The sequence below is a fragment of the Citrobacter rodentium NBRC 105723 = DSM 16636 genome (assembly GCF_021278985.1).
Taxonomy (GTDB): domain Bacteria; phylum Pseudomonadota; class Gammaproteobacteria; order Enterobacterales; family Enterobacteriaceae; genus Citrobacter_A; species Citrobacter_A rodentium.
Map to the genome: position 1 here is coordinate 1,112,467 of NZ_CP082833.1, position 13,149 is coordinate 1,125,615.

General features: G+C 54.3%; 13 protein-coding genes. 5 read left to right on the forward strand and 8 right to left on the reverse strand.

Annotated features, from left to right (window positions below):
- Window positions 1–46: 46 nt before the first annotated feature.
- The gene (locus K7R23_RS05240; protein ID WP_012908192.1) at window positions 47–757 is read right to left on the reverse strand and encodes a DUF3053 domain-containing protein; all 711 of its coding nucleotides are present in this window, start codon (window positions 755–757) and stop codon (window positions 47–49) included.
- 440 nt (window positions 758–1,197) lie between these two features.
- Between K7R23_RS05240 and K7R23_RS05245 the strand changes: the two genes are divergently transcribed.
- From K7R23_RS05245 to cueP, 4 genes are all read left to right on the forward strand, one after another.
- On the forward strand, window positions 1,198–2,568 hold the full coding sequence (locus tag K7R23_RS05245) for an MFS transporter (protein ID WP_012908191.1): 1,371 nt from the start codon (window positions 1,198–1,200) through the stop codon (window positions 2,566–2,568).
- Between the two features lie 253 nt (window positions 2,569–2,821).
- Entirely contained in the window at window positions 2,822–3,112 is a 291-nt protein-coding gene (locus tag K7R23_RS05250) for an HTH-type transcriptional regulator (RefSeq protein ID WP_024133013.1), read from the forward strand.
- A gap of 267 nt (window positions 3,113–3,379) precedes the next feature.
- Window positions 3,380–3,592: a transcription antiterminator/RNA stability regulator CspE gene (cspE, locus tag K7R23_RS05255; RefSeq protein WP_012908189.1), complete on the forward strand. Its 213-nt coding sequence runs from the start codon at window positions 3,380–3,382 to the stop codon at window positions 3,590–3,592.
- Between the two features lie 153 nt (window positions 3,593–3,745).
- Window positions 3,746–4,282 carry a copper-binding periplasmic metallochaperone CueP gene (gene cueP, locus K7R23_RS05260; RefSeq protein WP_012908188.1) on the forward strand — a complete coding sequence of 179 codons (537 nt, stop codon included), beginning with the start codon at window positions 3,746–3,748 and terminating at the stop codon, window positions 4,280–4,282.
- Between the two features lie 130 nt (window positions 4,283–4,412).
- Here cueP and hokA read toward each other — a convergent pair whose 3' ends face one another.
- From hokA to K7R23_RS05280, 4 genes are all read right to left on the reverse strand, one after another.
- Window positions 4,413–4,565 (reverse strand): type I toxin-antitoxin system toxin HokA, encoded by a 153-nt coding sequence (hokA, locus tag K7R23_RS05265; protein WP_012908187.1) that lies wholly within the window; start codon window positions 4,563–4,565, stop codon window positions 4,413–4,415.
- 329 nt (window positions 4,566–4,894) lie between these two features.
- A complete protein-coding gene (glyS, locus tag K7R23_RS05270; protein ID WP_012908186.1) occupies window positions 4,895–6,964 on the reverse strand; it encodes a glycine--tRNA ligase subunit beta in 2,070 nt (689 codons plus the stop codon).
- A gap of 9 nt (window positions 6,965–6,973) precedes the next feature.
- The gene (gene glyQ, locus K7R23_RS05275; RefSeq protein WP_001168551.1) at window positions 6,974–7,885 is read right to left on the reverse strand and encodes a glycine--tRNA ligase subunit alpha; all 912 of its coding nucleotides are present in this window, start codon (window positions 7,883–7,885) and stop codon (window positions 6,974–6,976) included.
- Between the two features lie 94 nt (window positions 7,886–7,979).
- Window positions 7,980–8,282, reverse strand: a complete 303-nt coding sequence (locus K7R23_RS05280; RefSeq protein WP_012908185.1) for a YsaB family lipoprotein — start codon at window positions 8,280–8,282, stop codon at window positions 7,980–7,982.
- A 174-nt stretch (window positions 8,283–8,456) separates the two neighbouring features.
- Between K7R23_RS05280 and K7R23_RS05285 the strand changes: the two genes are divergently transcribed.
- Window positions 8,457–9,452 (forward strand): acyltransferase, encoded by a 996-nt coding sequence (locus tag K7R23_RS05285; RefSeq protein WP_012908184.1) that lies wholly within the window; start codon window positions 8,457–8,459, stop codon window positions 9,450–9,452.
- Between the two features lie 117 nt (window positions 9,453–9,569).
- Here the strand turns inward: K7R23_RS05285 and yiaB are convergent, their stop codons facing one another.
- The 3 genes from yiaB to xylA all read right to left on the reverse strand — a co-directional run bounded on the left by yiaB (window position 9,570) and on the right by xylA (window position 12,976).
- On the reverse strand, window positions 9,570–9,932 hold the full coding sequence (gene yiaB, locus K7R23_RS05290) for an inner membrane protein YiaB (protein ID WP_012908183.1): 363 nt from the start codon (window positions 9,930–9,932) through the stop codon (window positions 9,570–9,572).
- 168 nt (window positions 9,933–10,100) lie between these two features.
- Entirely contained in the window at window positions 10,101–11,555 is a 1,455-nt protein-coding gene (gene xylB, locus K7R23_RS05295) for a xylulokinase (protein WP_012908182.1), read from the reverse strand.
- 98 nt (window positions 11,556–11,653) lie between these two features.
- Window positions 11,654–12,976 carry a xylose isomerase gene (gene xylA / locus K7R23_RS05300; RefSeq protein ID WP_012908181.1) on the reverse strand — a complete coding sequence of 441 codons (1,323 nt, stop codon included), beginning with the start codon at window positions 12,974–12,976 and terminating at the stop codon, window positions 11,654–11,656.
- Window positions 12,977–13,149 lie beyond the last annotated feature (173 nt).

Below are 13,149 nucleotides of genomic sequence, written 5' to 3' on the forward strand. Positions count from 1 at the left end.
AGAACACAGGCCCGACCGGCGCTGCCGCCGTCGGGCCTTTTTACCATCACTGAACGGCGTTAACCGCCGCCGTCCAGGCCTGGTTGAAAGCCTGATGCTGCGAAGCCAGCGGCCCAATCAGGGTATTGTACTGGCTTGCCTGCTGCGAGGTCGGGAACTGAATGCCGTTCGCCACAAAACTCACCTGCGTATCCTGCTGCGCCACGAAATCCCCCACCTGCACCAGCTGCTGGGTGAAAATCTGCGCGGCCGGAATCAGCGGCTGCAGCGCTTGCGCAGGCGTGGTCATCACCTTCTGATACGCCTGATCAAATACCGGCTTCAGATCATCGGCCTGTTTCAGCGCACCGTGCGCCGCGTCAGCCTGTTGCTTCGCGTTCTGCAACTGTTGGCCCAGCACGCCAAGAGAGCCGTTCAGATCGCGCAGCGGCCCACGCTGCGTGACATAATCCTGCGGCACGCGGATGGCGTTCACGCTATCAACGACCGGGCGCAGGCCGGAATCCATCGCCTGATTCACCTGCTGCGAATAGCCGTACAAAATCGCGTAGTCAGAAACAAACGGTCCAAACTGTTTTTTCTGATCGGCAGTCAGTGTCGGTAAACGTTCACCGCTACGCATCACCGTATTCTGCAGAAAGTCGATAAACGCTTTGCGCTGATCGCCTTCTTTATCAAAACACCCACTCAGGCTAACTATCATTAATAACGCCGCCAGAGGCGCAAACCAGCGAGAGCAGGACTTACCTGTCGCCATTTTAATACTCCTTTCACCCAAAAATGCGCACAACGCAACACACGTATCTGACGCTGACAAGAATAGTCCAGGTCAGCCTCTCAGGATACCCCTAATACATAAACTTGTAGCGGAAATTCACGTCAGGAAACGGAAAAATTGTGTTTGTTATCTTATTGTTAATTGCATCACATTTAGCGTCAGGAAATAAACGGCCCTTCTTCCAGTTATCTTTATGATTTTTCTTTACTTTTAGCAATTTCAGCGCCTGTGCAGAGCTATTTCGACCGATTATCGCACGTTAACCACGAAGGGACGATTGCCGGACAGACACTTCAATGTTTTGATTAAATGAACGATTAACGAATAAACGTTCGATAATCGCACATACCTTTTTCACGCTTGCGGTGGAGAAAATAAAAAGCCTCTGTCCCCCGCCTTGCTTTTGCAGGAATAACCGCATGACCAACAGAACAACTGATATTCAGGCGTTTATCAACGATCATCCATTTTCGAAATACCAGTGGATGATTCTTGTGCTGTGCTTTGTGACCGTCGCGATGGACGGATTCGACACCGCCATTATTGGCTTTATCGCCTCTGACCTCGTTCAGGAATGGGGCGTGGAAAAATCCGCGCTCGGCCCGGTGATGAGCGCCGCCCTGGTTGGCCTTGCCGTCGGCGCGCTGACCGCAGGCCCGATGGCTGACCGGATTGGACGCAAAAAAGTGCTGATCATGTCGATTCTCGTTTTCGGCGGATTCAGCCTGCTCACCGCTTTCGCCAGCACGCTCAATCAGCTCACCGCCCTGCGCTTTTTAACCGGACTGGGGCTGGGGGCAGCGATGCCGAATGCCGCCACCTTAATGAGCGAATATGCCCCTGAACGCCGTCGCGCCCTGATGGTGAACCTGATGTTCGTCGGCTTCCCGATTGGCTCGTCGATGGGAGGATTTATCTCCGCCTGGCTGATTCCGCATTACGGCTGGCAGAGCGTGCTGATCCTCGGTGGCGTGATGCCGCTGGCGCTGGCGGTTGTGCTGATTTTCCTGCTGCCGGAATCCGCCCGCTATCTGGTGGTAAAAAACCGATCGCAACAGCAGATTGGCGAGATCCTGCGCCGTATCGCGCCGGTGCCGGAAGCCACCCGTTTTGTGCTGCATGAAACCGGCCAGGTGAAAGAGAAATCCGCGCTGGGGGTGATCTTCTCGCCGCGCTATGCGCTCGGTACGGTCATGCTTTGCCTCACCTACTTTATGGGGCTGCTGATTTTTTACCTGCTGACCAGTTGGCTGCCGCTGCTGATCCGCGAAACCGGCGCGACGCTGCGCCAGGCCTCGATTATTACCGCCCTGTTCCCGCTGGGCGGCGGGATCGGCGTGCTGGTGCTGGGCGCGCTGATGGACAAGTTCAACCCGAACAAAGTGGTGGCCGTAGGCTGGTTGCTGACCGGTATTTTCGTCTGCCTGGTCGGTTTTTCGACCAGTAGCCTAGTGTTAATGGGGGGGATGGTTTTCATCGCCGGGACGATTATGAATGGCGCGCAATCATCAATGCCTGCGCTTGCCGCCGGGTTCTATCCGACGCAAGGCCGCGCGACCGGCGTGGCATGGATGCTGGGCCTGGGTCGTTTCGGCGGCATTCTTGGCGCATTTAGCGGCGCATTCCTGATGCAGGCGCAGCTCTCCTTTGAAACTATCTTCACCTTCCTGGCGATCCCCGCGCTGGTTTCCGCTTTCGCGCTGATGGTGAAATACTGGGCGGGTAAACGGCATCTCGCCGCGTCATTCACCGCGCCGGAAGAGCCAGGCAACGCCGCGCAAAAGGCCTGATTTTTACCCCGGCAGGGAGGACTCTGCCGGGGTGAAATTAATAAATTTGTCATATTTACAATTTTTTTTATTCGCCGCTTATTTGTCTCTTTTTCAAATCGTTAGCAGACTAAAAATTCTTTTGACGCCACGCTGAAACGAATCTTCTGTTACCGGGAAAGTGTGACCTTCCCCAAACTTCCGTTTTTATGACTATTCTTAACTGGCTTCGATGAAATTCACGATCCCGCTGTGTGATTTACAGGAGTTCTCAATGGAATATAAAGATCCTATGTTTGAGCTGCTGAGCAGCCTGGAACAAATTGTTTTTAAAGATGAATTGCCAAAAACGACCCTGACGCAAAAAGCCAGTCCCTGTACCGACATCGAACAGTGCAGACGGGGCAGTGGACTAAAAATTGATGATTTCGCCAGAGCGTTAGGCGTTTCTGTTGCAATGGTTAAAGAATGGGAATCGAAACGCGTGAAGCCTTCGAGTACCGAGTTAAAGCTGATGCGTCTGATTCAGGCGAACCCGGCGCTCAGCAAGCAGTTGATGGAGTAAGTTGCGTCTTTGTGAACGGTCCTGATCCAGGACCGTTTTCCGGTCGCTAAAAAAATTATCAAAATAACAGTTGCATCACACGGCGTTACATGAGTTAATGCGTTCAACGGTTTGACGTACAGACCATTAAAGCAGTTTAGTAAGGCAGTCCCCTTCAAGAGTTATCGTTGATACCCCTCGTAGTGCGCATTTCCTTAACGCTTAAAAAATCTGTAAAGCACGCCATATCGCCGAAAGGCACACTTATTTTTTAAAAGGTAATACACTATGTCCGGTAAAATGACTGGTATCGTAAAATGGTTCAACGCTGACAAAGGCTTCGGCTTCATCACTCCTGACGATGGCTCTAAAGACGTGTTCGTACACTTCTCTGCTATCCAGAACGATGGCTACAAATCTCTGGACGAAGGTCAGAAAGTGTCCTTCACCATCGAAAGCGGCGCAAAAGGCCCGGCAGCTGGTAACGTAAACAGCCTGTAAGCTTTAAAAGCTCAGAATTCAAGATCCCTGCCAGCCGGCGGGGATTTTTTTATTTTCTCCTGCCTTTGCATTTCTTTACCTCGTCCGGCTTTGACCTTCCCCTTAGGGCAAGCTTTATAGTGATTTCCCTGTTTTTTACATGGAATTAAAGCGATGTCCAGACTCCCTCTGTTGTTGACGCTGAGTATGTTTGCCAGCGGCGCTGTTTTTGCAGCCTCCCCGGAAACGGCTTTCCTTGCGGAACATGGCCTTGCCGGGAAAACCGTCGAGCAGATGGTCGATACCATTGACCAGACGCCACAGGCGCGTCCGTTGCCCTTGTCCGCCTCAGTAACCAGTACGGCGCTGAAGCTCTCTTCCGGCGAGCAGGCGTCGCTACCGCTGGGCGAGAAGTTTTATCTCTCCTTCGCGCCTTATCAGCACCGGACGCATCCGTGCTTTAACCACAGCCTGAGCGGCTGCCAGGGTGAAATGCCTGAAACCACCTTTAATGTCAAAGTAATGGATAACAAAGGCGATGTGCTGCTTGAGAAACCGATGAAAAGCTATCAGAACGGCTTTATCGGCGTCTGGCTGCCGCGCAATATTGAAGGGACTATCGAGGTCAGCTACAACGGGAAAACCGCGTCTCATGCTATTGCGACAAGAGAAGACAGTCAGACCTGCCTGACGGAACTACAGTTACAGTAATCGCGGTAATGATAGTGCCCGATAGCACTGCGCTTATCGGGCCGACAAAACGCTGATACAAAGAATAAAAGGGTGCATTGAGAATGCTTCGCACCAGAAAATGGCGGGGAATACACCCCGCCGGATGCTCTTACTGTTTCACTTCACAGGCTAAAAATGCCGCCAGTTCATTATTGCCCTGTCTGATATGTAATTCGCATAATGAATCACGAACCATCCAGGTAAATAATAATATAGTGAGACATATCACTATTAAACTGCATAATATACATTTTTGCGGCATCGCCAGCCTCCGGTGTTGATTTTCAACAGGTAAGAGGCTACCCTTATGGTGTTCATGCATAGAGGTGGCCTCACTTTGATTTATAGTCAGGTGGGGCTTTTCTCTGTCTGCCTTCTGGTGAATACCTGAGACACACAGTCTCAAGCACCCGCGCCTATTCTACTGCAAATAGCGTTCTGGCCTTCGTTAATTTAATCCTAAAATATTCTCAGACGCTCAATGAAATAATCATTTATATTAATAAAGTCATTATTAATGGATCGTTTAATGGATTCTTCGCGCATAAAAAAACCTGCACGTTGGCAGGTTTTTTTATTATTGGTTAACGCTTATTGCAGCAGCGAAATATCCGCCACGCGCAGGAACAACTCACGCAGTTTTTCGAGCATGGTCAGTCGGTTAATACGCAGCTCTTTATCTTCTACGTTTACCATTACCTTCTCGAAGAAGGCATCGACCGGTTCGCGCAGTTCAGCCAGTTCCACCAGCGCTTCCTGGTAACGGCCTTCGGCAAAGAACGGCTCCAGCTTGTCGCGCAACACTACGACCTGCATTGCCAGAGCGATCTCTTCCGGCTCTTTCAGCGTCGCGGCGTTCACGCGCTCGTTCAGCGTTTCATCGGACTTAGCCAGAATGTTGGAAACACGCTTGTTCGCCGCCGCCAGCGCGGACGCCGCTTCCAGCGTGCGGAAGTGCGAAACGGCCTTCATGCGCGCGTCAAAGTCTGCCGGACGGGTAGGACGACGCGCCAGCACCGCCTGAATGGTATCCACGCTGTAACCTTCGTCCTGATACCAGGCGCGGAAGCGGCCAAGCATAAAGTCGATCACATCATCCACAACGTTGGCGTTAGTCAGCTTATCGCCGTACAGACGCGCCGCTTCTTCGGTGAGGGTCTGCAGATCCAGATTCAGGTTCTTCTCAACGATAATACGCAGTACGCCCAGTGCCGCACGACGCAACGCAAACGGGTCTTTGTCGCCCTTCGGGTGCTGCCCAATGCCGAAGATACCCGCCAGGGTGTCCATTTTATCGGCGATCGCCACCGCACAAGCCACCGGGTTAGACGGCAGTTCATCACCGGCAAAACGCGGCTGATACTGCTCGTTCAGCGCCACGGCCACATCTTCCGCTTCGCCATCATGACGCGCGTAATGCATGCCCATCACGCCCTGCGTATCGGTGAACTCGAAGACCATGTTGGTCATCAGGTCGCATTTGGAGAGCAGGCCCGCGCGGGTCGCGTGGTTGACGTCGGCGCCAGTCTGACCGGCAATCCAGCCCGCCAGCGCCTGAATGCGATCGGTCTTGTCGCGCAGCGTTCCCAACTGCTGCTGGAACAGCACGGTTTGCAGACGCGGCAGATGATCTTCCAGACGTTTTTTACGGTCGGTATTGAAGAAGAACTCAGCATCCGCCAGACGCGGGCGAACCACCTTCTCATTACCGGAGACAATCTGCTGCGGGTCTTTCGATTCGATATTGGCAACGAAGATAAAGTTCGGCAGCAGTTTGCCGTCGTTGGCGTAAACCGGGAAGTATTTCTGGTCACCTTTCATGGTGTAAACCAGCGCTTCAGACGGCACCGCGAGGAATTTTTCTTCGAATTTCGCGGTCAGCACCACCGGCCATTCCACCAGCGAGGTGACTTCTTCCAGCAGACTTTCGCTCAGATCGGCGTTACCACCTATTTTACGCGCCGCCTCAATCGCGTCCGCTTTGATTTTGGCTTTACGCGCTTCGTAGTCCGCAATGACTTTACCGCGCTCCAGCAGAATCTGCGGGTACTGGTCGGCGTTATCGATGGTGAACTGCGGCTCGCCCATAAAGCGATGGCCGCGAATCACGCGATCGGACTGAATGCCCAGAATCGTCGCCGGGATCACATTGTCGCCCAGCAGCAGGGTCACAGTATGAACCGGACGCACAAAATGGACGTCAGACGCGCCCCAGCGCATCAGTTTCGGGATTGGCAGTTTCGCCAGCGAAGCGGCAACCATATTCGGCAGTAGCGCTTCGGCGCTCTCGCCTTTCACATGCGCGCGATACAGCAGCCATTCGCCTTTGTCGGTGGTCAGACGCTCGGCCTGGTCAACGGTTATCCCGCAGCCACGCACCCAGCCTTCCGCCGCTTTGCTCGGCTTGCCTTCAGCATCGAATGCCTGGGCGATTGCCGGACCACGCTTTTCCACTTCGCGATCGGGCTGGGATTCAGCCAGTTTCGCCACTTTCAGCGCCAGGCGACGCGGTGCGGCAAACCATTCAACGTTGCCGTGTGCGAGGCCGGCGTTATCCAGCTCCGCAGTCACGTTTGCAGCAAAGGACTCCGCCAGGCTGCGCAGGGCTTTTGGCGGCAGCTCTTCAGTGCCGATTTCCACCAGAAAAGTTTTCTCAGACATGGCCGCCTCTTATTTATCTTTATTGCACATCGGGAAGCCGAGGGCTTCACGGGAAGCATAGTAAGCTTCCGCCACGGCTTTGGTCAGGGTACGAATACGCAGAATGTAGCGCTGACGCTCGGTGACAGAGATGGCTTTACGCGCATCCAGCAGGTTAAAGCTGTGGGCGGCCTTCAGAATACGCTCGTAAGCCGGCAGCGGCAGCGGGTTTTCCAGCGCCAGCAGCTGCTGCGCTTCTTTCTCGTACTGCTCAAAGCAGGTGAACAGAAAGTCGACGTCCGCGTATTCAAAGTTATAGGTGGATTGTTCCACTTCGTTCTGATGGAATACGTCGCCGTAGGTGGTTTTACCCAGCGGGCCGTCGCTCCAGACCAGGTCGTAGACGCTGTCCACGCCCTGAATGTACATCGCCAGTCGTTCCAGACCGTAGGTGATTTCACCGGTAACCGGCTTACACTCCAGTCCGCCAACCTGCTGGAAGTAAGTGAACTGCGTTACTTCCATGCCGTTCAGCCACACTTCCCAGCCCAGTCCCCAGGCGCCCAGGGTCGGGTTTTCCCAGTTATCTTCCACGAAGCGAATGTCGTGAATGGTTGGATCCATTCCCAACTCTTTCAGCGACCCGAGATACAGCTCCTGAATGTTGTCCGGCGACGGCTTAATCACCACCTGGAACTGATAGTAATGCTGTAAACGGTTCGGGTTTTCGCCGTAGCGTCCGTCGGTCGGACGACGAGAAGGCTGCACGTAGGCAGTCGCCATCGGTTCTGGCCCCAGCGCGCGCAGGCAGGTCATGGGATGAGAAGTTCCCGCGCCGACTTCCATGTCCAATGGTTGAACGATGGTGCAGCCCTGGCGAGCCCAGTAATCCTGTAAGGTCAGGATCAAGCCCTGGAAGGTCCTGGTATCAAACTTTTGCATATTATTTCGTGCTGGATACGTGTGGATTTAAAGGAAGGGCTCAGTATACCCGCTGACTGCAAGATATACAGTACGAAACGGGAAAAAGGCAGGCTTAACGCATGGAAAGATGTAAAAACTGCCCCTCCGCGTCGAAAGAGCAGACAAAACTCTCTTTACGGAAGGTAGAACCGCGCATCTCATAGCTTCCCTGAAATTGCTCGAAGCCAGTAACGGCAATCTTCTGCGCGCCGGTGTTGTAACGTCGCGCCGCCTGCTCTTTACACAACGTCTCCATATCCAGCGTGCGCGTTGGGCTCATTTTGAGTTTTTGCGCCTTTTGCACCGGCGGCGACGTGGTGGCGCATCCTGCCAGCATCACAATGATGATTGCCGGAAAGAGAGGCTTGGTTATCATTTTCTTACCGCCTGATGGACTGGAAAGTTAAGTTGTTATTAAGCTGTATGGCAAAAGCATTTTGCGAATCCCGGCGGACCATCACAAGCTTTAGCGTACAATCTCAGATTTTTCCACCAGGACAGGCCGAAGAAATGCGGGTCTGACCTTTTTTAAACCAGATGAGAGGAACGGATGCAGCCCAAAATTTACTGGATTGATAACCTGCGCGGGATCGCCTGTTTAATGGTGGTGATGATCCATACCACCACCTGGTACATTACCAATGCCCACAGCGTCAGCCCGGTTAACTGGGATCTCGCCAACATCCTGAATTCGGCATCACGGGTCAGCGTACCGCTATTTTTTATGATTTCAGGCTATCTCTTTTTTGGTGAGCGCAGCGCGCAGAAGCGTCATTTCCTGCGCATTGAGCTGTGTCTGTTGTTCTACAGCGCCGTCGCGATGGCCTATATCACGCTGTTTACTTCGATTAACGCGGAGCTCTCGTTAAAAAATCTGCTGCAAAAGCCGGTTTTCTATCATCTGTGGTTTTTCTTTGCCATCGCCGTCATCTATCTGGTTTCTCCGCTGATCCAGGTAAAACAGATCGGCGGTAAAATGCTGCTGGCGCTGATAGTGGTGGTGGGTATCATCGCCAATCCCAATACCGTCCCACAAAAAATCGGCGGCGTTGAGTGGCTGCCGGTGAATTTATATATCAACGGCGACACCTTCTATTACCTGCTCTTCGGGATGCTGGGACGCGCGATTGGCATGATGGAGACGCAAAAACGCGCTTTCACTGTGCTAAGCGGCGTGCTGTTTATCGTCGCCGTAATGATCATTTCTCGCGGCACGCAGCATGAACTGCAATGGCGCGGGAATTTTGCCGATACCTGGTATCTCTATTGCGGCCCGATGGTGTTCATCTGCGCCGTTTCCCTACTGACGCTGGTGAAAAACACGCTGAACCGGCAGACCGTTCCCGGACTGGGCCTGATCTCCCGCCATTCGCTGGGAATTTATGGTTTTCACGCGCTGATTATTCACGCGCTGCGCACCAGCGGGCTCGACATTAAACGCTGGCCGCCGCTGGATATGCTGTGGATTTTCAGCGCCACGCTGGCCGGAAGTTTGCTGCTTTCCATGCTGTTGCAGCGGGTGGATACGCGCCGGCTGGTGAGTTAACAGGCAAACGCCCGGTCTGGACAGAGACCGGGCGTTTACAGGAAAAGATACTGCTTCAGGCAGAACGCCGTTTATAGCGGCGCAGTAAATAATAGCTCAGGCAATATAATAACAACGTTATTCCCTCTTGTTGCAACGATCCTCAGTCCGTATCACACGAACAAGCCCCAGTAAGCTGACACACAACGCCACTGGATAAAGCACCCTTTCGCCGGGCGTCAGCGGCGCATTGATGACCCCAACTAAAAGCAATCCGGTCATGACCAGCGCCATCAGTTTGCATACGGAGATAAAGCGTTCGTCAATCTCTCCCCGCATAACCTCACGCAGATAAACCCAGGCGACAAACCAGACGGTTATAAAAACGCCAAGGAAATAGCCTTTACCGCTCAGTAACGGGCAGGCCCGCCAGAAACCGATGACATAAGTCAATGTGCCTGAAAAGAGTAACAACCATGAAATAAACGTTGAGCTTTTCATTGGGATCTCCTTATCCAGCTTAGCAAGATAAGGGATAACCCCAGGAAGGCGGCAGCACAAAATGGACTACACGCTGAAATTTCAGAATAAATTCATATAATTAAATTATGAATTAATCATTTATATAAATAGCAAAAATCTCTCCCGCCACCGGGGCGGGAGGGATACTCAGGACATCAGCGGCAGAAGTTGTTGATAGAGACGACGGAAAGTCTCACGACGCTGCTGATAATCCGCATGGCGCTGCGCATCGGGCCGGTGCGTTTGCTCCAGCGGAAGCTGCGGCAGCAGGTCGCTTAGCGGTTTTTCCGGGTTCATCGCGATCTGCGCCAGACGCGCGGCGCCAAGCGCGGGGCCGACGTCGCCGCCGGTGCGGTAATCAAGCTGTAGTCCGCTGATATCCGCCAGCATCTGCCGCCAGTACGCGCTGCGCGCCCCGCCGCCGATAAGGGTAATGCTCTGCGGTTTCACACCGCAGGCATGCACCACATCCATACCGTCGGCCAGCGCATAGCCCACCCCTTCCAGCACCGCGCGCGCCAGTTCAGCCGGACCGTGCTGATGCGTCAGGCCAAAGAACACGCCCTTCGCCTGTGGATTGTTATGCGGCGTGCGCTCCCCGGACAGGTACGGTAAAAACCAGACAGGATCGGCGCTGGTATCCGCCGTCTGCGCGGCGTCAAGCAACGCGGGGACCGTCTCCAGTCCGGTGAGTTTCGCCGCCCAGTCCAGGCAGGAGGCGGCGCTCAGCATCACCGACATCAGATGCCAGCGGCCCGGCAGCGCATGACAGAAGCTGTGTACCGCGCTTTCCGGTTTGCTGAGAAAGCCGTCGCTGACGGCAAAATAGACGCCAGAGGTGCCCAGCGACAGCATGGCCTGATTCGCGTCAATCATGCCGACGCCAACGGCGCCCGCCGCGTTATCGCCGCCGCCAGCGACAACCGGCGCCGCGGGCATTCCCCACGCCGTCGCGATCTCTGGCAGTAAGGTTCCGCTGATGTCACTCCCCTCAAACAGCGCAGGCATATGGTCGCGGGTCAGACCGCAGGCTTCCAGCATGACATCGCTCCAGTCACGCTTTTCCACATCCAGCCACATGGTTCCCGCGGCGTCAGACATATCGCTGGCAAACTCGCCCGTCATACGCAAACGCAGATAATCTTTCGGCAGCAGCACCTTCGCCACCTGACGAAAAATCTCCGGCTCATGGCATTTCACCCAGAGCAGCTTCGGCGCGGTAAAGCCGGGCATCATCAGGTTGCCGGTGATGGCGCGGGACTGCGGCGCCTGCGCTTCCAGCAGCGCGCACTCTTCGCCACAGCGTCCGTCGTTCCACAGAATGGCGGGACGCAGAACGCGCTGCTGATCATCAAGCAGCGTTGCGCCGTGCATCTGCCCGGCAATGCCTAACGCTTTTACCTCGCTTAACGAATGCTGTTTGCCCAGCGCTTTGACGGCGCGATCTGTCGCCAGCCACCACTGTTCGGGGTCCTGTTCCGACCAGAGCGGATGAGGACGGGAGACGGTGAGTTTTTCCGTTTGCGCTGCCACAACCTCGCCTTGCTCATTGAGCAAAATGGCTTTTACGCCCGAGGTGCCAAGATCGATCCCGATATACATAGGTGGGTTCCTTCAATGAAAATGCCCGGCAGCGCGAAGCTCACCGGGCCTACAACAACCGTAGGCCGGGCCAACAGAGCGCCGCCCGGCGATAGCGATTATTTATTGAACAGGTAGTGGTTAACCAGGTTTTCCAGCAGTTCCTGATGGCCGCTCTGATGTACCGGCGCCAGGTTATGCTGTTCAGCATACTGCGCCAGTTCGCTTAACGACATCTGGCCCTTGAGGATCTGCTGACCCAGCTCGCTGTTCCAGCCGGCGTAACGTTTTGCCACGCGTTTATCCAGTTCGCCATCTTCAATCATGCGCGCGGCGATTTTCAGCGACAGCGCCATCGTATCCATCGCGCCAATATGACCATAGAACAGATCGTATTTGTCGGTGCTCTGACGACGGACTTTCGCGTCAAAGTTCAGGCCGCCGGTGGTGAAACCGCCCGCTTTCAGGATTTCATACATTACCAGCGCGTTCTCCTCCACGCTGTTCGGGAACTGGTCGGTATCCCAGCCTAACTGCGCGTCGCCGCGGTTGGCATCGACGGAACCAAACAGGCCCAGCGCGATAGCGGTGGCGATTTCATGATGGAAGGAGTGTCCCGCCAGCGTCGCGTGGTTGGCTTCAATGTTCAGCTTGATCTCTTTTTCCAGACCGAACTGTTTCAGGAAGCCGTAAACGGTGGCCGCATCGTAATCATACTGGTGTTTGGTCGGTTCCTGCGGTTTTGGTTCAATCAGCAGCGTGCCCTGGAAGCCGGTTTTGTGCTTGTGCTCGACCACCATCTGCATGAAGCGGCCAATTTGCTCACGCTCCTGGCGCAGATCGGTGTTCAGCAGAGTTTCATAGCCTTCACGACCGCCCCACAGCACGTAGTTTTCGCCGCCCAGTTTGTGAGTGGCGTCCATTGCCGTAACCACCTGGGTCGCCGCCCAGCTAAAGACTTCCGGGTCCGGGTTGGTCGCCGCGCCTGCGCCGTAGCGCGGGTTGGTGAAACAGTTCGCCGTGCCCCACAGCAGCTTCACGCCGCTCTCTTCCTGCTTCGCAGCCAGCACATCGACCATCTGGGCGAAGTTGTTTTTATACTCTTTGAGCGACGCGCCTTCCGGTGAAACGTCGACATCGTGGAAGCAGTAGAACGGAACGTTCAGCTTGTGGAAGAATTCAAACGCCACGTCCGCTTTGCGTTTTGCCAGCGCCAGGGCTTCGCCCGGCTGCTGCCAGGGGCGGTCAAACGCGCCGACGCCAAACATATCCGCCCCGTTCCAGCAGAAGGTGTGCCAGTAGCAGGCGGCGAAACGCAAATGATCTTCCATCCGTTTGCCCAGCACGATTTCATCCGGGTTGTAGTGACGGAATGCCAGAGGGTTAGTGGACTTAGGGCCTTCGAAACGAACACGGTCGAGTTGGTCAAAATATGCCTGCATAATGAACTCCGTAATCAGGTAATACAGCGAGTAATTGCGATGGCTTAATACTGGAATTTCCCGATTTAGAGCTCAATTACGTTATTTCACACCGCCATTGAGAGAATACCCAAATGTGCGCTGGCTCCCAAAAAAGGACATAAAAAAGCCAAAATCATCCCGGGTAAAAAGGC